The sequence below is a fragment of the Bradyrhizobium sp. IC3123 genome (genome assembly GCF_020193625.1).
Taxonomy (GTDB): domain Bacteria; phylum Pseudomonadota; class Alphaproteobacteria; order Rhizobiales; family Xanthobacteraceae; genus Bradyrhizobium; species Bradyrhizobium yuanmingense.
On record NZ_JADYVF010000002.1, the window covers coordinates 55,067 to 77,836 of the forward strand.

The 22,770-nt window shown below is 65.2% G+C and carries 13 protein-coding genes and 1 pseudogene; 7 read left to right on the plus strand and 7 right to left on the minus strand.

All coding sequences use genetic code 11. The features are described from left to right. Position 1: 1 nt before the first annotated feature. Both I6F20_RS05690 and I6F20_RS05695 read right to left on the minus strand, forming a co-directional pair. Positions 2-811, minus strand: a complete 810-nt coding sequence (locus tag I6F20_RS05690) for an enoyl-CoA hydratase/isomerase family protein (protein ID WP_225125386.1) — start codon at positions 809-811, stop codon at positions 2-4. A gap of 56 nt (positions 812-867) precedes the next feature. Next, positions 868-1,737 (minus strand): FadR/GntR family transcriptional regulator, encoded by an 870-nt coding sequence (locus I6F20_RS05695; protein ID WP_051056824.1) that lies wholly within the window; start codon positions 1,735-1,737, stop codon positions 868-870. An 81-nt stretch (positions 1,738-1,818) separates the two neighbouring features. Between I6F20_RS05695 and I6F20_RS05700 the strand changes: the two genes are divergently transcribed. Then, positions 1,819-2,958, plus strand: coding sequence for an acyl-CoA dehydrogenase family protein (locus I6F20_RS05700; RefSeq protein ID WP_035999273.1), 1,140 nt, complete (start codon positions 1,819-1,821; stop codon positions 2,956-2,958). A 512-nt stretch (positions 2,959-3,470) separates the two neighbouring features. Beyond that, positions 3,471-7,292 carry a Dyp-type peroxidase domain-containing protein gene (locus tag I6F20_RS05705; protein WP_225125387.1) on the plus strand — a complete coding sequence of 1,274 codons (3,822 nt, stop codon included), beginning with the start codon at positions 3,471-3,473 and terminating at the stop codon, positions 7,290-7,292. Between the two features lie 27 nt (positions 7,293-7,319). Here I6F20_RS05705 and I6F20_RS05710 read toward each other — a convergent pair whose 3' ends face one another. From I6F20_RS05710 to I6F20_RS05725, 4 genes and pseudogenes are all read right to left on the minus strand, one after another. Further along, positions 7,320-10,409, minus strand: a complete 3,090-nt coding sequence (locus I6F20_RS05710) for an ATP-binding protein (RefSeq protein ID WP_225125997.1) — start codon at positions 10,407-10,409, stop codon at positions 7,320-7,322. Positions 10,410-10,711: 302 nt separating this feature from the next. Beyond that, on the minus strand, positions 10,712-11,539 hold the full coding sequence (locus I6F20_RS05715) for a hypothetical protein (protein WP_225125388.1): 828 nt from the start codon (positions 11,537-11,539) through the stop codon (positions 10,712-10,714). 87 nt (positions 11,540-11,626) lie between these two features. Continuing rightward, positions 11,627-12,917: pseudogene (fsrB, locus tag I6F20_RS05720) on the minus strand (siderophore utilization protein FsrB). Positions 12,918-13,129: 212 nt separating this feature from the next. Then, complete coding sequence (locus I6F20_RS05725) at positions 13,130-14,005, minus strand: helix-turn-helix domain-containing protein (protein WP_225125389.1); 876 nt, start codon at positions 14,003-14,005, stop codon at positions 13,130-13,132. A 255-nt stretch (positions 14,006-14,260) separates the two neighbouring features. Between I6F20_RS05725 and I6F20_RS05730 the strand changes: the two genes are divergently transcribed. The 5 genes from I6F20_RS05730 to I6F20_RS05750 all read left to right on the plus strand — a co-directional run bounded on the left by I6F20_RS05730 (position 14,261) and on the right by I6F20_RS05750 (position 20,293). Then, on the plus strand, positions 14,261-15,475 hold the full coding sequence (locus tag I6F20_RS05730) for an amino acid ABC transporter substrate-binding protein (RefSeq protein WP_225125391.1): 1,215 nt from the start codon (positions 14,261-14,263) through the stop codon (positions 15,473-15,475). A gap of 64 nt (positions 15,476-15,539) precedes the next feature. Continuing rightward, positions 15,540-16,415, plus strand: coding sequence for a branched-chain amino acid ABC transporter permease (locus I6F20_RS05735; RefSeq protein ID WP_225125393.1), 876 nt, complete (start codon positions 15,540-15,542; stop codon positions 16,413-16,415). Further along, positions 16,412-18,082 (plus strand): branched-chain amino acid ABC transporter ATP-binding protein/permease, encoded by a 1,671-nt coding sequence (locus I6F20_RS05740; RefSeq protein WP_225125394.1) that lies wholly within the window; start codon positions 16,412-16,414, stop codon positions 18,080-18,082. The genes I6F20_RS05735 and I6F20_RS05740 overlap by 4 nt, the downstream gene beginning before the upstream one ends. Further along, on the plus strand, positions 18,075-18,806 hold the full coding sequence (locus I6F20_RS05745; protein WP_036028046.1) for an ABC transporter ATP-binding protein: 732 nt from the start codon (positions 18,075-18,077) through the stop codon (positions 18,804-18,806). Before I6F20_RS05740 ends, I6F20_RS05745 begins: the two co-directional genes overlap by 8 nt. 35 nt (positions 18,807-18,841) lie before the next feature. Next, complete coding sequence (locus tag I6F20_RS05750) at positions 18,842-20,293, plus strand: aldehyde dehydrogenase (RefSeq protein WP_225125396.1); 1,452 nt, start codon at positions 18,842-18,844, stop codon at positions 20,291-20,293. A gap of 51 nt (positions 20,294-20,344) precedes the next feature. Here I6F20_RS05750 and I6F20_RS05755 read toward each other — a convergent pair whose 3' ends face one another. Beyond that, positions 20,345-22,639 carry a TonB-dependent siderophore receptor gene (locus I6F20_RS05755; protein ID WP_225125398.1) on the minus strand — a complete coding sequence of 765 codons (2,295 nt, stop codon included), beginning with the start codon at positions 22,637-22,639 and terminating at the stop codon, positions 20,345-20,347. Positions 22,640-22,770 lie beyond the last annotated feature (131 nt).

Sequence of the window (22,770 nt, forward strand, 5' to 3'; positions counted from 1 at the left end):
CCTACACCTGACCGAACCTCGGTTTGCGCTTCTCCTTGAAGGACATGGTTGCCTCCTTGTGATCCGCTGTCTCGAACGTGACCTGTTCGAGCGCCATTGACGCCTCGAGCAACATGTTCACGCGATCCTTCACGATCTGGTTGATCGACAGCTTGGTCCAGCGGATCGCCCAAGTTGGGCCGTTTGCCAGTTCAACGGCGATTTCCCGCGCCTTGCCCAGCACGTCAGCACGAGGAACGACATGATTGACGAGGCCGATCCGCTCCGCTTCCCGCCCCTTCAGCAGCGTGCCGCGGATCAAAAACTCCTTGGCCTTGTTGATGCCGACCAGCAACGGCCAGATAACGGTGCCGCCGTCCCCGGCAACCAGCCCAACGCGCGAGACGTGCGTGTCGCCAATGCGCGCATCGTCGGACATGACGGTGATATCGCACAGCAGCGCATGGGTCGCAGCGAGCCCGATGGCATCGCCATTGATCGCCGCGATGATGGGTTTGTCGAGCTCGAGCTGCCGCGTCACGCCGCGGCGGCTGATCATGGGATCATGGACCTCACCCTCCTCCAGGACGTCCCCGCCGGGACGCTCAGACATGGCCTTGACGTCGCCGCCGACGCTGAAGAAATCGCCGGCGCCGGTCAGCACGACGACGCTGACGGCGTGGTCATCGGCGAGGTCGTCCCAGATCGTCCGCAGCTCGCGGATCAGCTTCTGATTGATCGCGTTGCGCGACTGCGGCCGGTTCAGGGTCACCGTCGCCACCTTCTCCGACACGTCGACCTTGAGGCATTCATACTTTGCGTAGTTCGACACTTTATTCCTCCCGTTGTTATCGTGTTCGAGCGCAGGCCTTCGGCGTCCAAGCGCGGCTAACGCCGCATGCCCGGCTGGACCTCGGCCAGCGCGACATGCAGCGACATCGCGCCCGGATCCTGCTCCAGCATTCGCTGGACAGCTTCGAGATGCGCGCGCATCAAGCGGCGCGCCGATGAGGTGTTCCGTTCGGCTATGGCGGAGAGCAATTGACGCCGCCGGTCGGCCAACCGGCTCATCGCGACGCCGCTCGAGGCCACCTTGGCGTAGACGAAGCGCATGTGAATTTCGGTCACCGAATCCATGATCATCGCGATGACCTTGTTTCCGGTCGAGGCCGCCAGCAGCTTGTAGAATTCGCGCGAGCACTCGACCCGGTCGAGCAGCCTCCCCTCCTTCGTCGCAAGCTCGGTTCGCCGGATGTTGGCCTCCAGCGCATCGAGATCGGACTGGCGTGCATGGTCGCACGCAAGACCGACGACGAGGTCGAGCACGTGGACACGCGCCTCCGACAGCTCCCGGACCGAAATCGTTCCAAGGCTCAGCATGTCCCGCATGACGTCGTTCATGCGTCTGGTGTCGCCCTCCTGGATGAAGGCACCGCCTTTGACGCCCTTCAGCAATCGAAGCACGCCAGCCATCTCGAGGCTGCGCAACGCCTCCCTCAGGACATTGCGGCTCACACCGAGCTGCTGCGCGAGATCGCGCTCCGGAGGCAGCTTGTCGCCGGGCTTCAGCTGCCCGAGCGCCAGCTGCTCGCGGATGCGCTCGCAGATTTCCTCGAACGCCCGCCTCGTATGGATCGGCCGGAACCTGGGGGCCGGCGCGGGACTTGCCGTCGCCCGCTGATCGGCCGGGCGCTCGCGCCTACCGGGCGAAACATTGCGTGACTGCGCACCGGCGCGGGGGCTTGACTTGGTGTTCATGTGGTGAATTATTAAATGGATCACCCATTCAATGGAAGCCCCTTTCTGGGTTTCACTCAAGAAAGTCCACTACGAGGGTCCATGAGCTTTTCCGAGGAGCAGATCGCCTTCCGCGACACCGTCCGCAAGATAGCCGAGAAGCATGTGGCGCCGATCGCCGCCGAGATTGACGAGACCGACCGCTTTCCGACCGAGCTCGTGAAGCTGTTCGGCGAAATGGGGCTGATGCAGCTTTGGGTGCCGGAGCAATATGGCGGCCCGAACGGCAATCTCACCATGGCTTGCATCGCGCGCGAGGAGATCTCGAGGATATCACCTGCCTGCGCGTCGATCGCCTGTCTGAACACCATGTTCATTATGCCGCTCCTCCACTTTGGCTCAGAGGAACAACGAAAAAGATACCTGCCGATCATCGCCAAGGGCGGCGTCGTCACCGCAATCGCCATCTCCGAGCCGCAGGCCGGTTCAGACGTCACCGCTATTGCGACACGCGCGCGGAAGGATGGCGATTCCTACGTTCTCGATGGCCGCAAGCAGTGGTGCAGTTACGGGGTGGTCGCCGACTATATGGTGGTGATGGCACGGACCAGCGACGGTCCAGGCTCCGATGGCATAAGCGCCTTCATTGTCGAGCCGAAGAAGATGGCCGGAATTTCCTTTGGACGTCACGAGCGCAAAATGGGTTTCCGGGGCGCGCCGAATACCCCGATCTTCTTCGACAATGTGCGCGTGCCGAGGGAAAATCTGGTTGGGGAAGAAGGCAAGGGCTTTCGAGCCTCGATGCGCGCCCTCGATCTCAATCGGCCGACCATTGGGGCACAGTCCGTCGGATTGGCTCAGGGCGCGCTCGACGCCTGCGTCGCCTACGCGAAAGAGCGCAAGCAGTTCAAGAAATCGATCTCGGAGTTCCAAGGCGTCCAGTTCATGCTCGCGGACATGGCGATGCAAATCGAGGCCGCACGTGCACTGGTCTACGAGTGCGCGCGCGCCGGGGACGCGGGTGACTGGAAGCGCCTTAATGTTCTTGCCAGCATGGCCAAGTGTGTGGGCAGCGATATGGCCATGAAGGTCACAACGGATGCGGTGCAGATATTCGGGGGCTATGGCTACACCATGGATTACCCCGTCGAGCGCATGATGCGCGACGCGAAGCTAACCCAGATCTTCGAGGGCACGAACCAAATCCAGCGGGTCGTCATCGCGCGTGAGCTGCTCAGTTAGACAAACGCGGCCCTGGTCCTGAACCGGGCCGCACCTTTCTCGACTTCGCCTCCGCCGCGTCGAGGGTGGTGCGCGAGCCAGTTGTTGCGCAACCTCGCGGAATGAGCCGCGGCGATGCTCACCGTCAGACGTGAATGCGGTGTGGTGTTAATTCACGGCAATGATGCGCGCGATTCGACCACAAATCGGTGAGCACCCTCGTATGGAATCTCAATACCGTGCGAGCTACGTCCCGAGGCCCAGCTCGGCCCGTCGAGATGGCCGAAGCCGATATCGCCCCTTACCGAGCTCAAACCCGAGGTCGCTCAGTCCTGGTGGATTGCGCTGCTCCGGCGAACTTTCCGACCGCTGACCGCAACGGAAAGTTCGGAAAGTGTGGGCCAGTTCATACAATCGAGCGGCCGCGAGCCGCACTATTCGCAAATAGCGTTGCATTGCGAAACACGTTTCGGTTGCCGGGCTCAGGCGCGAAATGGCCTCAAGTCTGCGTGCGACCCGGGGGAGCCAAAAACATGCGTCGTGATTTGACCATCAAGACCGGCAGCATGGCCGGCACGTCCGATTTCAGGGTGATGGCTCCGATCAAGAAGGGGTTCGTGCCGTCCCTGGATGCGACCACGTACAAGACCCGCGTCAAATACGTGCTACGGGCGCTGAATGGCGGACGCGCCAACGCGTATGAATACGAGCTCGCCCGCGTGCTGACCGATTCCGTTGACCGCGTCGGGCGAATCCACTCGGTGGGCATCGCCGTGCTCGAACCCGAGGACGAATCCGTGGACGGCGTGGACTATTTGCTGCTGACCGCCACGTTCGACGGCTCCTGGGAAGCCTATGTCCGCGTCATCTGGCAGAAGGCCGCCCGGCTGCTCGACCTCATCTTCTGCAATACCGATGGTTATGTGCTCGGATACGAGAACACGTACGAAAACTGGGGTATCTGGCTCAAGAGCAAGCAGACCGAAGCCTATTTTCTCTATGCCACCCCCGACCTGACCGTGGATGACACGCGCTTCCTGCGGATGGAGGAGCGGGTCTATCGGCGCGCCTCTGGCGCCGGCGCCGACAAGATCGTCACGCGGATCAGGATTCCCTCGCCGGAAGACATCGCGCGACACTCGATATTCGAGGTCGACGGCCAGGTCGGCGTCGATCCGACCAATGCCGGCTTCAGCAAACCGCTCAGCATCGAAGCCGCCGCCCGGCCTCCGTTTCGCCACGGCATCCGCGCACTGGCGGGCCTCTACCGTCTGGCCGACTTCTATCCGCCGGGGACGCATGACGGGGTGCTTCTGCATCGGGCCGGCCACGAGCTGCTGCCCGAATTCGTCACCATGATCAACGACCCCACCTACGCGGAAGGCGTCAAGCGCGCTCGCCGGCGCTATGATGAGGCCCTGCGCTGGTTGATGACCCCGCCCGATGTGGCGCCGGTACGGCGCAACCTGCCCCTCGCCCCGCCGGCCGAACTGCCGTTGCAGGATCGCGGTAACGTGCAAGGCGGGATCATCACCGCCTACCCCGATTCCGACTACGGCTGCCTGCTGCTGCTGCAATTCGCCAATCCGGCCGCACTGGCCGCGTTTCTCGACGTCCTCGAGGTGACTTCCGAAGCCGACGTTCTGACGCCGGGGCAGATCGTCACTAACATCGCATTCACGGTCGAGGGACTGCGTCAGGCCGGCCTGTCGGACGAAGAGGTGCGCACTCTGCCGGAAGAGTTCGTGCAGGGCATGGAAAGACGCGCCGGCCTGCTCGGCGACGTGCGCTGGAATCATCCGCAGCGATGGCGCCTTCCCGCCAGCAACTGGGCGCTCGGGACCGACGCGCCGGACCTGCCCGAAGGCGACCCGGCGCCGCGCATCAGCATGAGCTCGGTCCATGCCGTCCTCCAGCTCCGCCTGTTGCTGTCCAAGGATGCGCAGCCGACGGCGGATGCGAGACAGGCGTTGATGGCCGAAATGAAGCGCCTGGTCGGGGTCGATGCGGGTATCAGGCCCCTTTCGATCCAATGGATGCAGCGGCAGCGCGATAAGAGATCCCGCGACATGCAGGACCATTTCGGGTTCGCCGACGGCAGTTCGAACCCGGTGCTGCGAGAGTGCGAGGCCGGCACGTACTATTCCAATCAGGTGCATCTCGGCGAAATTCTGTGCGGCTATCCGAACATCGCCGACGAGACGGCGCCGTTCGGCAACGCGACCAATCGTGCTCACGCGATGCTCCGCGACGGCAGCTTCATGGCGCTGCGCAAGCTGCGACAGGACGTCGAGCAGCTCGAGGATGTGCTCGCCCGCGCGACGCGACAGGCAGCCGAGATGGCCGGACCGGACGCACCTGCCCTGACGCGCGAGACGCTGATGGCCAAGATGATGGGACGCTGGCCGACCGGCCATCCCCAGGCCGGGCAACCCCTGACCCCTACTCCGCCCCCTGACAAAGGCCACAACGACTTCAACTACGACGCCGACCCGCAGGCCCAATCGTGTCCGTTCCACGCGCACATACGGCGCGCCAATCCGCGCGTGTCGATCACCAAGGCGGATGCCGGCGCCCGGCCCCCACGGATCGTCAGGCGCGGCATGTCCTACGGTCCGCCCGTCGACCCGCAAGCCGCCAAATCCGGCCAGCAAGCAGAGCGCGGCCTGGTTTTCATGGCCTACAACGCCAGCCTCGGCGAGCAGTTCGAGGTGGTGCAGAGCTGGCTCTCCGGCGGCAACAGCGCGGGTTCGTCCTCAGGGGTCAGCGATCCTTTCCTCGGCCTCGCCGAGCCTGGCCGGCTCCGGCATTTCCGTTTCGAGCATGAAGGCCAGACCATTCGCGTGGCGCTGGACGGCTCGGACCGGCTCCACGACGAACCTCGTCCGTTCGTTCGGCTGGAATGGGGAGCATATTTCTTTGCGCCATCGAAGAAGGCGCTTGCCGATCTAAAGCAATGGGCGGCGAGCCGGGGGTATAAACCGGCCGTGACATGGTGCGCGGATCGGGGAGAAAAGGAGATCGCGCGTCTGCGCCTGATCGAGCGCCGGCACGGCGAAGCCGCGGCGATGGCCGCGTGGAAGACAGCGCTCGAAGATCCGGATTCAGCCTCGCATTTCGTCAACGCCTCGATCTGGGCTGCGATCCGCGAGCGCCACGGCGGCGCACTTCGCACGCCCTTCGGGGTCTTGGTGGCCGACCGCGACATGGTCTACAAGGTGTTCGCCGATTCCGACACCAAGCTGACCATCACCGGCTATCTTCCCCGCATGCTGCGGTCGTTCGGCATCCTCTATCTTGGCCGCGACGCCGGGCAGCCAGACCAGGTCTACGAGCAGGAATCCGAGGCCTGCAACGCCGCGATCATGGCCCTTGACCAACCCGCCGCATTCGAGCTGGCGCGCGCGGTCACACAGAAGGTGCTGGGCTTCATGGTCAAGCAGACGATCGACTATGCCGCCAGCGACGGCGAAGCGAGCTGGGAGCTGACCGTCGACGTGCACGAATTGGTGGATCCGCTGCTCGCCGCCTTCTGCGAAGCGTGGTTCGGGTTGAGCGAAGACGGGGGTCATTTCCGCCGCGTCGGCTATCGCTGGGATTGGACGCCGGGCGAGCCGCCCGGCTATCCCGGGCATTTCCTGTCGCCTTCGCGCTACATCTTCCAGCCTCATCCGAACGCGACAGTGGAGGCGATCGGCGCGGCGCATGGCGACGCTGCGCGCCGTGCGATGGAAGGTTTCCTGACGCAGTTCGGGCCGACAAACGGTCCGGTGACGAAGGCGGTTTACAACTCGCCGCGGGGCAACGGCGACATTCCGTTCGTGGCGCGCACGGTCGCAGGCGCCATGATGGGATTCATTCCGACCGTCGACGGCAACCTGCGGCGGATATTGAACGAATGGCTGCGCGAAGGAACGCTATGGGCGTTGCGCGCTCGCTATGCCGGCACGAAGGCAAAGAACTACATGGACGCCCTCAACCGGCTGAGAGACGACTTCATTCCGGCGATGCAACTTCGCGCGGTGCCCGAATTGATCTGGCGGACAGCCGTCGTTTCGCAGACCATCGGAGGGGTCGAGGTGAGGCCTGGCGACGTCATCGTCGCCGGCGCAGTCTCCGCCACCCAGCAAAGTCTCGCCGAAGGTCGCCAGGACATCTACCACGCCTTCGGCGGCAACCGCAGGGTCACGGGGCATCCGACGCATTCATGTCCCGGAGCAGACCCGGCACTGGCGGTGATGCTGGGTTTCTTCAGCGCACTGGTGGAGACGGAGCTACCCTTGCGGACCGGCCCCATTCCAATGAGCCTGACGATGGACGGAAGAGTTCCCGCACCGAGCCCACCTCCACCCTAGAGCCGTGTAAGGAAAGGTGCGCAGGGGTTAGACGGCACAATGCCGAGCGAGCTGATCGTTGGCGTAGCCGACGGGTATGCCAATGACGAGCCTGATCGTCTCCTCCGCATGCCAGTGCATGCCGAGCGCGCGCAGCTTCTCGGCGGCTTCCATCATGGTCTGGCGGGCCGCCTCGCCCCGGCCCTGCCCTGCGAGAAGCTCGCCGCGCAGGGCCAGGTTCAGGGCCGCATCGCGCAGCGAACCACGCCAGCCTGCGGAAGTTTCAGCCCGTCGCAACCAGCGCTCGCTAAGGCCGAGACCCTGGCGCAGGGCTGCGAGCTTCGCCAGCGAGCGGCATGCCGCCGCCTCGCCCAGTCGCTCGCCTTCGCGTGCGCGGCGCAGGACATGGGCGGCATACCGCCGCGCCGTCTCGACATCGCCTTCGGCGGTCGCCGCCTCGACGAGCCAGCTATATTGAACCGACGTGTAGAATTGAAAATTGCGCCGCTCCATCCATTCGGCGGCGTTCCGCAACTGCAGCAAGCCATCGGCGTCGCCGGTCGCCGACCAGCGGGCAAATCCCGAGGCTGCCCGGCAATCCGCCAGAAGCAGCAGGCTGCGCGTGTTCTCGGCGATGCGCGCCCCTTCCACGGCAAGCTGCTCCGCCTCCTGCCAGCGGCCCTGCCAGATCAGCGCGACGGCAATCCAGTTGCGCACGGAGTTGACGACCGGGTGGGTCGAGCCTTCGACCAGAGCCATGCCTTCACCGAAACAGGCGTGGGCGCCCTCGAAATCGCCGCGATCCGCGAGGATGCCGCCCTTGCATGCCAGCGCATAAGCCGCCCCGAAGGATATCGCACCATGACGCCGGCTGCGTTGCTGCTTGGTCGAAATGGCGGCGTCGATCAAGGCGATGGCTTCGTCGTACTGACAGCTTGCAGCCAGAATCTGCCCGAGCGTCGCTTCGATCTGGGCGATCAGGCGACGATCTTCGAGCTTGCGTGCCAATTCCAGTGCCGTCCGCGTGTGCGTCACGGCCTCGCGGAAGCGGCCGAACCCGTAGCACATCCAGCCGAGCCATTCGTAGGCGCTGGCCATCGCGGCGGTCTCGCCGAGGGAGGACGCGATCGCGACCGCGCGTTCGAACACGGAGGTGTCGTCGGTCAGCGACAGCGGGTCGAAGATGTTGGCCATACCCAGCTTGTTGGCCAGCAAGCACCAGCGCAGCGATTGCTCGCGCGAGCGATTGGGCACGCGATCCAGCGCCTGCATCGCAACCTGGTACTGCGCGCTGGCACGATCGAGCGCAAATGCAGCCATGGCCTTGTCGCCGGCACGTTCAGCATAATGGGCTGCGCTTTCCCAATGACCTGCGCCTTGCGAATGGTAGGCCAGAGCTTCCATCGCCTCCTCGCGATCAGCCTGCTCGGACCGCGCCAGCAGGGTGTCTTCGATCCGCTTGTGCAATGCCTGACGCTCGTGCAGGCCAATGGTGTCGTAGACCGCATCGCGCGTGATGCCGTGCTTGAAGCGAAGGACGCCGCCCGCTGGATCCGCAAAGAGAAAGTCCGCATCCGCCAATGCCCGCACGATGGCCGGGTCGGGTTCGCTGCCGCAGGCCGAAACCAGCAACCCGTGCGGCACGGTGTTGCCGATAACGGCCGCGGCGCGCACCACCTTCGCCTCATCGGGCGGCAGGCGTGCCAGGCGCGAAGCGACCAGGGTTGCGATCCAGCCCTGTTTGCTGCGCGCTTCGAACGAGGCCGGATCGTTGGCCGCGATGGAATGGCAGAGCTCTTCGATGAACAACGGCACCCCGCCCGCATAGGCATGGATGCGGGCTACGAGGAAGGGATCGGCCTGCGGGACCCAACGTCGTACGGCAAAGTCGGTTTCCGGCCCCTGAAACGGTTCGAGAAACAGGTGCGGCGCGCCGGAAATCCATTCGGTGCCGTCCTCGCGCGGCCGGCTGGCGAGGATGACGCGAGGTCCGTTGGGCAATTCCAGCAAAGCCTGCAGCAATTGGCGGCTCGCGTCATCAGACCATTGCCAGTCGTCGATCACCAGCACCAGCGGGCCATGTGCCGACAGTCCGGTGAAGAACCCGAGCAGATCGCCGACGACGCCATCGACGGTGATGCGGCCGCCACGCGCATCGGCGCCGGCCGACGCCAGTGCCAGGATCGATTCTGCATTCGGACCGAGCTGGGCCGCCCATGGCTCCAGAGCCGCGCGCGCCGTCTCCTTTGCCTCGACGAGGGAGGCGTCCGCTCGAATTCCCAGCGCAGCGCGCAGCATTTGCAGGAATGGTTGCAGAACCTCGGCACCGACGTAACTCTCGCAACTGCCTCGCAGCAGCCTGATGCGCTCGGTGCCGACGTGCCCCAGCACCTCTTCCAGAAGGCGCGTCTTGCCGAGTCCGGGCCCGCCGACGACCACCGCGCAGCGTTGCGCCTGCGCAGGTGCTTCGCTCAGAAAGCGTGTCAGGAAGCCGAATATCTCGTTGCGGCCGATGAAGGGTGTCAGGCCGCGGCGCGAGGTTGCTTCGAAGCGTCGGGTCGCCGTGCTTCGACCCAACACCAGCCTCGCCTGCGGCATTCCCGAAGCCGCCGGGAGGTGGGCGGCGAGCTCGAAGAAGTTGGCATGCGGCCCAAGGGCATCGAGGCTGGCCAGGATCTGATCCGGACCGGCGTGGCGCGACAGGTGCGCTGCCGTGTTCACGACATCGCCGATCAGGTCATACCGGCCGGACTCGATGTCGCCTTGGGTCAGGAGCACGGTGCCGGCATGGATACCCGAATGCATTCGAAGCGGCATCAGCGCCGGCGATACGCCATCGTGGCGCAGCTCTCCGACCCATTCGTGAATATCGAGTGCTGCTTCCGCAGCACGACGACCGTCATCTTCGCCGGATTGGGGATAGCCGAAAATGGCGAGCGCACCGTCTCCCTGCGTTCGGATGATGCGACCACCGTGCTTCGCCACCGCGCGATGCCAGATCTGCCGCAACTGGCTGAGGAGTTCGGAAAGGTGCTCGGACTCGACATCCCGGCCCAGGGCGGTTGATCCGACAAGGTCGGAGAACAGCACCGTCAATCGATGACGTTCGCCTCTGGGGTCGCGGGTCTGCGTAATCATCGTCAATCGCAGCCAACTCGTTGACGAACCGCAAGAACGGTCTCCAGCGGGTGCCAGACCGGATGCAGCAAGTATCGCAAAAGGCCATAGTAACTCGCCCAACCCGCAAGTGGAAGCTCGCGGGGATTGCATCCGCCGAATATGACGATCAGGACGACCGCATTGGCCTAACCTATTAAAAAACCTCATGTCTTCCGTTTGCCGACGGCGCGGCGCCGCCTCGCCTGCGCAGGCCAAGGCGTGGTTCAAAGCCGGTGGTTCACAGCCGGAGGATCACGGCGGAGAATATCGAGCTGGCATTCCTAGGGAAGCGGCAGCCGGTCCAGCTGGCTCTGCGCCGTCTTGACGGCGGCCGCATACCAGCTCTGGCTCGGGGCTTCCTTGGCGAAGCACGCCGTGAAGGCGGTCATTGCCTTGTCCTCGCGGGCCATCTCGCCGCGCGGGTCTTTCTTGTCGACGGGCTTTGCCATCATCTGCTTCCAGACCTTCTCGCAGGTCGGGATCGGGGCGGTCTTCACGGCCTCCCTTGCCGCGAGGAAATAGACCTTGTCGCCCTGGATCGCGACGACATCGATTTCGTCCGGCGGGCCCTTGAGGCCGCCATTGCCGCGCACGCCGAGCACAGCGGCTGCCACGCTCGCCTTGACCGGCTTGGTGATCGGCAGCTCTGCGTAGATCGCAAAGGCGGCGTCCTGGATGGCGTAATAATAGAAGCGGTCGGATTTCGACGCGGCGCCGCTCTCCTGAGGCATGCCGTCCTCGCGATGCTCGCCAAGCCAGTGCTTGAGCAGCCCGGTCGTGGTCACCACAGCCTGCATCTTGTCGCCTTCGGATGCGAAGCTCAGCCCGTCGAGATGGCCGAAGCCGATGTCGTCCTTGAACAGCGTATCGACGTTCGACTTGCCCTCGGCCGGGAGTCCCTTGATCGCGACCGGACCGACCAGGCCGCGCAGCACGCCGGCCAGCGCCTTCAGGGCCGCATCGTGCTGCTTGTAGATCTCGTCGCTCTCCTTGGCATTCGAGAATTTTGCGATGTAGCGGTCGCGCAGGTCGAGATAGTGCTGCTCGGGCGCGGCCGCCCCGGCGGGCGCGGCCAGGACGAGCAGGCAGAGCAAGGCAAGCAATCTCATTGCAATTCCGGGAAGACTGGAGAGCGATCTCCATCTTTGTGCCGACGCCGCGTGCCAAGGTTCATCCATTGGCGGAACGCGGGTGCCCTACTCTGCCGGCGTCAGTTGCTCCCGGTTCAGCCGCACGGCCGCCGTCTCCCGCACGCGAACGCGGGCGCGGCGCTTGCGCCACCAGATCACGACGCCGGTGACAGAGAGCGCGGCGACCACGAGGCCCATCACCGAGATCAGGATACGCCCGAACAGTCCGACGATGCGGCCCGAATGCAGCGGAAACTGCGCCTGCACGAAGATGTCGGCGGCGGTGCCGACCCAGGGCAGCCGCTCGCCAATGGGGCGGCCGTCCTCGCTGTCGTAATAGAGCTGCGCCGGGCCGACGCCGCCGGCACCGTGATCGTCGCCGGGATGGAAGAACGCGGCGGCGTAGACGCCATGGGCCGGGCCGTAGCTGAGCGCGCCGACCGGGGTGGTCCAGCCTCGCGCCTTGCCGTCGGCGGCCGCGCGGGCAGCAATCTCGGCGAACGTCATCTTGGGCTCGATCGGATTATCGAGATCGCGATAGGGCCGCTGCTCATAGGGTGTCGGGGTGTAATTCGACACCATCTTCATCAGCGGCGAGAACACCTCGAAGTAGAGGTTCAGCGAAAACGCGGTGAAGGCGATGATGAACAGTACGCCCCACGTCCACAGGCTGAATGCGCGGTGGATGTCGAAATTGATCCGGTAGGCGCTGCCCGAGGTCTTGATGGTCCAGGCCGGCGCCCAGCGCGCCCAGAAGCCGCGCTCGAACTGGCGCGCGACCTCAGGCGCCCGCGCGGCCTTGGCGCGCCGGCGCGAGGGCAGCGTCAGATAGAACCCGACGAAGCAATCGATGGTCCAGATGATGGCGATGATGCCGAGCACGCGCATGCCCCAGCGGTCGCTGCCCCAGAATTCCGGGATGTGCATCGTGTAGTGCAGCTTGTAGAGAAACGAGACGAAGTTTTCCCGCGTGACGGGCCAGACCGCGCCCCAATAGCCGGCCAAGCTCCGCGCCCGTGTTGGGATCGAGGAAGACCTGATTGTAGTCGAGCGGGTAGCGCTTGCCGGTCGCGGGATCGATTCGCGGCATGACGAAGAACCACAGCGAGTGCCCCTCCTCCGGCGTCATGAAGAGATAGACCACGCGCGCGCGCGGATCGCGCTGCTCGATCGTCTTGGCGAGTTCGAGCGAGGGAATAGCCGGGCCCTTCGTCGAGACGTCGAACAGATGGCTGTTCAGGACGTCGTCGAGCTCGTGATCCCAGGAGATGATCGCGCCGGTGATGCCGGAGAAGAACAGGAAGGCGGCCGTCAGCAGTCCCGCCCAGCGATGCAGTTTGCCGAATATCGCTCTCATCGCTCAGATCTCATTCCCACTGGGCCCGGCCCCTCATTTGCCGGACCGCTTTTCGATTGGACTCGCCGCCGGCAGTTCAGCCGGTGGGCCTTCGGCCTAACGCAGGGACAGTTGCAGTGCGAGAGGTCCGACATTAGAATTTATCGAGACTGGCCGATAAGCTGCGCGACAAAGCGTCCATGCGTGATCGGGTGTCGACGCAGCCGCGTGCGTTACGGCCAATCGGCAAAATTCAGCGTCGGTCTCGATCGCCCCGCTCTCGCGCGTGCCGCAACGCGCCGACGCCATACGCCCGGTGCCTCGCCGGTGTGCTTGCGGAAAAAGCGGCTGAAATAGGCGGTGTCCGTGAAGCCCAGCGCAAATGCGATCTGCTTGACGGCGATGGTTCCAGCCTCCAGCCGCGTCGCCGCTTCCCTGACGAGGCGCTGCTGAATCAGCTCGCTCGGCGAGCGCTTCAGCTCGCGGCTGCACAGCGCGTGCAGGCGATCCGGCGTGGTGCCGAGTAGCCTGGCGTAATCGCTGACGCGCAAGTGCTGTTGATAGCGCTCCTCGAGCAGCCTGCGGAACCGGCTCAGGATCTCGGTGCTGCTGCTCTCCTCGTTGCGGTTCCCGTCGCCAGCGAACAGGCGCCAGAATCGCAGCACGCACAGCGTCAGCTCCGCCGACATGATCGACGCTGCACCGCTGCGTGCGGGCGTGGCGACCTCGGCGGCGATCGCCGCGATGGAACGCGCGATCGTGGCCGCGAGATCGGCCTCGACCTGCAACGCCAGGATGCCGCCTGCGCCCTCGAGCGCGAGATAGGCCGCCTCTGCCGATGGCGGGAGATAGCGATGCCATGTGCCGGCGCGCAATTGCAGCAGCTGCGCCGTCGTGCCTGCCGACACCTCCAGATAGTCGGCGGATCCTGCCGGGAGCCAGACCAGCGCGGGTCCGACCGTCCGCATGGTCCTGCCGGCCTGACCGATCTCGGCGGTCCCTCCGCCGGGAAGGCAGAGCAGATGAATGAACGGACGGGCCGCTTTCGAGGTCACCGTCCATCGCCGCGCGACGTAATGCGCCGCGATCAGCTCGGCGCCCACAGGCACAGCCCCACTCGGGGCGGTTGCCGTTGCCGGATCTGGGCCCGCGACGCCTCGACGCACTTGGCCACCGAGACCAGAACCGTCCAATCTTTCACCGGATTTGTCCATTGTGCGAGCAAAGCTTGGGATGCTTGCTAGGTCAAGTCCCGGTGGCGGCCGGCTCAATGATGCCGCCCTAGAGAAAGTTGGGATCAAGAGGAAACGACCACTCACTGCGATGCCGACCATCGCTTGAGTGCAACAGGAGGGAGACACGATATGTTTTCAGCGAACCGTCGAACGTTGCTGCGCGTCGTTGGCCTTGCGGCTCTGGCCGGAACGCTGGGGACGTCCTCGGCCGATGCGCAGGAGAAGATCCGGATCGGCTACGCCATTTCCAAGACCGGTCCCTATGCCGGCGGCGCCGGCATCACCACCCTGCCCAATTATGAGCTGTGGGTGAAGGACGTGAATGCCGCCGGCGGCATCAAGCTCGGCGACAAGAAGCTGCCGATCGAGGTGGTCGAATATGACGACCGCAGCAGCTCGGAAGAAGCCGTCAAGGCGATCGAGCGCCTCGCCAACCAGGACAAGGTCGATTTCATTCTTTCGCCGTGGGGCACGGGTCTCAATCTCGCGGTCGGCCCGACTCTGAACCGTCTGGGCTACCCTCACCTCGCGGTCACGTCGGTGACCGACAAGGCGCCGGAGCTTGCCAAGCGCTGGTCGAACGCGACGTTCTGGCTCGGGACGTCGGCCCAGATATCCGAGGGGCTCGCCGATCTGCTCGGCAAGCTGAAGAGCGAAGGCAAGATCGGGGCGAACATCGCGATGGTCAGCATCGCCGACCAGTTCGGCATCGAGCTGTCCGCCGCGGGCCGCGAGGCCTTCAAAAAGCACGGCTTCAAGCTCGGCTATGACAAGACCTATCCGATGGGCACGCAGGATCTCCAGCCTCTGTTGAAGGATGCGATCGCCTCGAACCCGGACGCGTTCATCGCCTTCAGCTATCCGCCGGACACGATCGCGCTGACCGAACAGGCGCAGCTGTTGAAGTTCAACCCGAAGGTTTTCTATGTCGGCGTCGGCACCGCGTTCCCGCTCTACAAGGGCAAGTTTGCCGCCAACAGCGACGGCGTGATGGGCATCGGCGGCTGGAATGCCGAGTCTCCGCAACTGAAGGAGTATCTCGCGCGCCACAAGGCCGCCACCGGCAAGGAACCGGATCGCTGGGCGAGCTCGATCACCTATGCGAGCCTGCAGGTGCTCCAGCAGGCGATCGAAAAGGTCGGCAAGCTCGATCGCACCGCTGTCGCGGCGGAAATCCGCGCGGGCACGTTCGAGACCATCATCGGCAAGGTCAAGCTGAAGGACGGGCTGCTTCAGGAGGTCTGGAGCGTCGGACAGTGGCAGAACGGCGAGTTCTACGCCCTCGCACCGACCTCGCTGCCGGGCGCGCGTGCCGCGGTCGTGCCCAAGCCGCAGTGGCAGTAAGGCTGGTTGGCAGGCCTTGCGTCGGCGAGGCCTGCCTGCCGTCCGCTCAAGGGGACGCCGCTTCATGTTGCTTGTCGACATCATCCTGCCGGGTCTCGTGCTCGGCGGCATGTACGCGCTGATCGCGCTCGGGCTGACGCTGCAATATGGCGTGGCGCGGATCATGAACCTCTCCTATGGAGAGTCGCTGGTCGCGGCCGCCTTCGGCGCGTTCTCGCTCTACGGCGGCCTTGGGCTGAGCCCGCTCGCGGCGCTGCTGCTGGCGGTCCCGGTCGCGATGGTGCTGAACTGGCTGCTGTATCGCTTGCTGCTGGAACGGCTGATGCGGCGCGGCAAGGACCGGGGCGCGCAGGAGATCGACAGCATCCTCGTCACCTTCGGCGTGCTGTTCGTCATCCAGGGCGCCATGCTGGTCGCCTTTGGCGGCCAGTACTACAGCTATAGCTATCTCTCCATTCCGCTGACGATCATGGGCTCGACGCTTGCTGTCAATCGGCTCGTCGCGCTGCTGTTCGCGGCGCTGGTCGGCGGCGCCGTGTACCTCGCCCTCACCCGCACCCGGATCGGCACTGCGGTACGCGCCATCGCCGTCGATGCCAACGCCGCGCGTCTCGTCGGCATCGACGTCGCGGCCCTGTCGGGGCTGGCGTTTGCCTTCGGCGGCGGCCTCGTCGCCGTCGGCGGTGTGCTGATCAGCATGTTCCTCACCTTCAATGCCGCGATGGGCGTGGTCTTCACGATGAAGGCGCTGGTCGTCGTCATCATGGGCGGTGTCGGCAACGTCATCGGCGCGCTGGTCGCCGGGCTGCTGCTTGGTGTGGTCGAGACCGCGGTGGCGCGGCTGGTCGATCCCGGTCTGACGCTGGCTGCGACCTACGCACTGTTTCTCGGCGTGCTCGTGATCAAGCCCACCGGCCTGTTCGGCAGGGCGGCGTCATGACGGGGCCCGTCCGCATTCTGCTGTGGTGCGCCGGCCTCGCCCTCGCCGCATGCCTCGTCACCTATCCGCTCTATGCCAACGGCTATTATCTCGCGCTCGGCATCAGTGTGCTCTATTTCACGATCCTGGCGACCGCGTGGGCGATGTTCTCGGGCCCGACGCGCTACATCTCGCTTGCAACGGTCGCGTTCTTCGGGCTCGGCGCTTACACGGCTGCGGTGCTCGGCGAGACCATGCCCTGGCCGGTCGTGCTGCTGGCCGCAGCCGGCGTGGGCGCACTCACCGCCGCAATCACCGGGCTTTCGACGCTGCGGCTGTCCGGAATCTATTTCGTGATCTTCTCCTTCGGCCTGGCCGAGCTGATCCGGCAGCTCGTAATCTGGTACGAGGTCAACATCCACAAGTCGGTCGGCCGCTATCTCTTCAGTGCGGTGACGCAGGACGTTCTCTACTGGCAGCTGCTGGGCTTGACCGCGGTCGTCTTCCTGGTCGGCTGGATGCTCGGGCGCTCGCGCTATGGGCTGGCCCTGCGCGCCATCGGCGCCGACGAGACCGCGGCGAGCCATTCCGGCATCGATGCCACGCGGATCAAGCTCGGCGTCTTCATTCTGAGCGCGACCTTCATGGCGGTGACCGGCGCGGTCATGGCGCCACGCTGGACCTATGTCGATCCGGCCATTGCGTTCAATCCGACCATCTCGTTCCAGGTCGTGATCATGGCCCTGCTGGGCGGCGCGGGCTCGCTGTTCGGGCCCGTGCTGGGCGTCATTCCCCTGGTCCTGCTGTTCGAGGTGCTGACGGCGACGCTGCCCAACCATTTCAGCATCGTGCTCGGCGTCATCTTCGTGTTCATCGTGATGGTGTTGCCGAACGGCGTGATCGGCCTGTTCGGGGCGGGCCGCTGGCGTGTTCCGGCCGGCGGTCCCGCCGCCGCGCCCGTCCCCACGAGCGATGCACCGCTGCTCGCGGTCGACGGCGTCAGCAAATCGTTCAGCGGACTACGCGCCGTCGACGGTGTCAGCTTCACGGTCACGCCGGGCGAGATCATCGGCATCATCGGCCCGAACGGATCCGGCAAGACGACGCTGCTGAATACGCTGTCCGGGGCGCTGCGGCCCTCCTCGGGCACGATCCGGCTGGGCGGCATCGTCCTCAACGGTATGCGCGCGCACCAGATCGCGCGCCTTGGCCTTGCGCGCACGTTCCAGCTGGTGCGCGTGATGCCGGACCTGACGGTGGTCGAAAACGTTGCGGCGGCGCGGCTGTTCTCGACGACGAACGGCTCGGGCGCAACGGCAAGCGAGCTGCTGGACCTCGTCGGGCTCGGCAAGCTGCAGGAAGCGCCCGCGAGCGAGCTGACCTATATCGACCAGAAGCGGCTCGAGCTTGCCCGCGCGCTGGCGCTGCAGCCGCGCCTCGTGCTGCTCGACGAATGGCTGGCGGGCCTCAACCCGAGCGAGCTCGAGACCGGCATCGCGCTGATCGCGAAATTGCGCGATCGCGGCCTCACCATCATCATGGTCGAGCATGTCATGGATGCGATCCGAGCGCTGTGCAGCCATTGCATCGTCATGAATGCCGGCAGCGTGATCGCGCGCGGCGCGCCGGAGGCCGTGTTGTCCGATCCAAAAGTCGTTGCAGCCTATCTCGGAGGCGACGATGCTTGAGGTCGCCGCCCTCTCCCATTTCTATGGCAAGCACCAGGCTCTCGCCGACATTGCGCTCGCTATTGGGCAAGGCGAGATCGTCGCGATCCTCGGCGCCAACGGCGCCGGCAAGTCCACCCTGCTCAAGAGCATCGCCGGGCTGGTCAAGCCTGCCCCCGGCGCAACGATCCGGTTCGAGGGACATCACATTGGCGAGCTGCCCGCCCACCTGATCGTGGAGCGCGGCATCGCGCTGGTGCCCGAAGGCCGCGGCGTATTCGGCGATTTGACGGTTGCCGAGAATCTGCAGCTCGGCGCCTACCCCGCCCGCGCCCGCGCAGGCGAGGCAGACCGGCTCGCGAGGATCCTGCGACTGTTCCCGCGCCTTGCCGAGCGTATGGCCCAGGCCGTTCGCACCATGAGCGGCGGCGAGCAGCAGATGGTGGCGATCGGCCGGGCGCTGATGTCGAACCCGCTGCTGCTCCTGCTCGATGAGCCTTCGCTCGGCCTGTCGCCCCTGCTCAGCCGCGAAGTGTTCCGTGCACTGGCGGAGATCCGTAGCAGCGGCCTCAGCGTGTTGCTGGTCGAGCAGAATGCGCGGGCGAGCCTCGACATCGCCGACCGTGTCTACCTGATCGAGTCCGGCCGCAACGCCGGCAGCGGGCCGGCCAGTGCGATGAAGAACGATCCGGAGGTCCAGCGCGCCTATCTCGGCAAGGCCCGCGCTGCCCCGTCCCCGCCATAATCGCTCAATCCCGCCTGCAACCCTTGGAGTGCATCATGAACGCGATCGACCTTCTCATCGGCGGCAAAGACCAGTCGGCCACCAATCAGCGTACCTTCCAGCGCCACAACCCGATCTCCGGCGACGTCGCGACGATCGTGGCGGCGGCCTCGATCGACGACGCGATGCGGGCCGCGGACGCTGCGGCCGCCGCGTTCCCGGCCTGGTCACAGCTCGGCCCGTCGGAGCGCCGCAAGCGGCTCAATGCGGCCGCCGACATCCTCGCGCGCCGTGCCGCGGAGTTCACCGCGCTGATGGTCGCCGAAACCGGCGCCACCGCGGGCTGGGCCGGATTCAACGTGCACCTGGCCGAAGGCATGCTGCGCGAAGCCGCGGCCATGACGACGCAGATATCCGGCGAAGTCATACCGACCGACAAGCCCGACAACCTCGCCATGGCGTTTCGCCAGCCGGTCGGCGTGGTGCTCGGCATCGCGCCCTGGAACGCTCCCGTGATCCTCGGCGTGCGATCGGTCGCGATGCCGCTCGCCTGCGGCAATACCGTGGTGCTGAAGGCGTCCGAGATGAGCCCGGGCGTGCATCGGCTGATCGGAAGCTGCCTGGCGGAGGCCGGCCTCGGTGACGGCGTCGTCAATGTCGTGACCAACGCGCCGGAGGATGCGCAGGCGGTCGTCGAGGCGCTGATCGCCCATCCTGCGATCCGCCGCGTCAACTTCACCGGCTCGACCCGCGTCGGCCGCCTCATCGCACTGGCATGTGCAAAGCACCTGAAGCGCGCGCTGCTGGAACTTGGCGGCAAGGCCCCGCTCGTCATCCTCGACGATGCCGACCTCGACGCCGCCGTGAATGCGGCAGCGTTCGGCGCCTTCATGAACCAGGGGCAGATCTGCATGTCGACCGAGCGGATCGTGGTCGACGACAAAGTGGCGGACGCCTTCATCGCCAAGTTCGCCGCCAAGGCCAGGAGCCTTCCCTTCGGCGATCCCCGCAAGGGCAATGTCGTGCTTGGCTCGCTGGTCAGTGACGCCGCCTGCGAGCGCGTCCGGGGCCTGATCGACGATGCCGTCGCCAAGGGCGCCGTGCTCGCTGCCGGCGGTCACGGCAGCGGCACCATCATGCCCGCCACCATCGTCGATCATGTCACGCCGGCGATGCGGATCTATGGCGAGGAGAGCTTTGGTCCGGTCGTGACCGTGGTGCGCGTGAGCGGGATCGACGAGGCCGTGCGTGTGGCCAACGACACCGAATACGGCCTCTCCTCGGCCGTGTTCGGCCGCGACATCGCCCGTGCGCTCGCCGTTGCCAGGCGGATCGAGGCGGGCATCTGCCACGTCAACGCCCCGACCGTGCATGACGAGCCTCAGATGCCGTTTGGCGGGACCAAGGCGTCAGGCTATGGCCGCTTCGGCGGCAAGGCCGCAATCGACGAGTTCACCGAACTGCGCTGGATCACCGTGCAGACCGGGCCCCGGCACTATCCGTTCTGATCGGCGGGATGCAGGTCCGGTCTCCAAGGCCGGACCGTCCTCGCATTGTGCTCACCAGCGGTAGGTCAGCCTGGCGATGGCTTTCCGCCCTTCCGCGTAGAAGCAGCCCGACATGCTGTAACATGAGGCGACATAGCGGGTGTCGGCGAGATTGGTGACGTTCAGCGCCAGGCGCCAATTGTCCCTGTTGTAGGCCAGCAGCGCGTCGAGAACGGTCGACGATCCCACCTTGAACGTGTTGGCCTCGTCGCCCCAGGTCGCGCCGACATAGCGGATGCCGCCGCCGAACTGCAGGCCGGCGAGCGACCCGTTCTGCAGCGTATAGTCGCTCCACAGCGAGGCGCGGTTGAGCGGCACCGTAGTTGGCGCCTTGCCGACATTCACCGGATCCTGCGTGACCATGGCGTCGACATAGGCATAGGCGGCGCGCAGGTTCCAGCCATCGGCGAGCGACATCGTGCCTTCGAGCTCGATGCCGCGCGACTTCACCTGCCCGATCTGTTCGTAAAAGGTGGCCGCGGGCACGTACACAGCGACGTTATCGCGCGTCAGGTCGAAGGCGGCGAAGGTGAACAGCGCGTTCCAGCCGATCGGCTGATACTTGACGCCGACCTCGTATTGGACGCCGGTCTCGGGATTGAGCATTTGTCCGCCAAACCCGGTCGCGAGCAGCGGCAGGAACGATTCCGAGTAGCTGAAATAGGGCGCGATGCCGCTATCGAAATTGTACATCACGGCGGCTCGGCCGGTGAAGGCCGAGGCGTCCTTCGCGGCCGTGGTATTGGCGATACCGTTATCGACCTGCGTGGTCACGAAATCCTGACGGCCGCCGAGCTGGAACGAGAGCCGGCCGAGCTTGATCTGATCCTGCGCATAGACGCCGACCTGGGACTGCTTGACGCCGGTGTTGTCGTACATGGCGCCGATGGCGTAGTCGTAGCTGTAGTTCGGGTTGAAGACGTTGATCTCGGGGGACGAGGTCGTGACGCCGAAGGCGGTGTCGCGGAAGGAGGTGTTGCGATAGTCGACGCCAACCAGCGTGGTGTGGCTGAGAATGCCGGTGGTGAACTTGCCCTGGAGCTGGTTGTCCACGGCGAATGAGTTGATGTAGGAGTTGCTGTAGCTGCCATAGCGCGCGAGCTGCCCTGCGGCTTCGTTGGTATAGCCGCCGCCGTAAAACACCTTCTCCTCGTTGTGCTGATAGGCGTAGCGCAGATTTTGCCGGAACGTGACGTTGTCGGTGAAATTGTGCGCGAGCTGGTAGCCGACGGTTGCGATCTCGGTGTTGAACGCATCGAAGCCCGGCACGCCTGCGAAGAACGAGACCGGGATGGTGCGGCCGTTGTTCGGCCACACGGTGCCCGAGGCCGGCAGGAACTGAAGGCCCCACCCTGCCCGGTCCCGTTGATAGTTGGCGAGCAGGGTGATGGTGGTGTCCTCGTTCGGCTTGAAGGTGACGGCGGGCGCGATGAAGACGCGATTGTCCTTGCTGAAATCGACCTGGGTCTCGCCGTCGCGCACGACGCCGGTCAGGCGCCACAGCACCGTGCCTTCCTTGTTGGCGGCGCCGCCCATGTCGAACTGGCCCTGATAGCGGTTGAAGCTGCCACCCGAGATCGAGACCTCGCCGAACTGCTGCGCCGTCGGCAGCTTGGTCACGTAGTTGAGAACGCCGCCTGTGCCGCTGCCGCCATACATCGCGGAGGACGGACCCTTGAGCACCTCGATACGCTCGGCCCCATAGGGCTCGAGGCCATTGAAGTGCACGTAGTTGCTGGAGGGAATCCGCAGGCCGTCGACGAAGAGGCCCGGCATCGTCATGTCGAAGCCGCGGATCTGGAGGCCGCCGAAGCGGGTGTCCGAGCCGCCATTGACGTCGCCGCTGACGCCGGCGGTGTAGCGCAAGGCCTCGCCGATCGAGACCGCGCCCTGGTTTCTGATCTGGTCGGTGGTGATGACCGACACCGACTGCGGCGTTTCGATCAGCGGCGTATCGGTCTTGGTGGCGGTGCCGCTGCGCGTCGCAACGAAACCGCGTACCGGGCCATTGGCGCGTTCGCCCGTTGCACCGTTCGATGAGGCCGACTGGGTTGGCGCAGCCTGCTGCGCCGGGCCGCGACGATTGGCGCGTGCGGTTCGCGCCGCAGCAGCCCGTCGCGACGACGCAATCGCCGCTGGACGGGTGCGCTGCGTCGGCGCTTCGACGGTGACAGAGGGAATCTGCGTCTGGGCTTGGGCAGAGCCGAAGACCACGGCGAGAGCGAATGTGCTGGCCGCACCTAGGAAGAGCGTCTGAATCTGTCGGCGGCGCGTGTTCTTACGCGAAGAAGGTTGGAAATCGGTCACGTCTGTTGAGCCCCACGCACTGCCGGCTTTGCCGATATCGATCTTGATGGCCCGCCCTAACTCAGGCGGTTTCGGAGTGCGATAGGAACGGCGTTAGAATTTCTCCAGACGTGTGCACAGCACGTGCGACG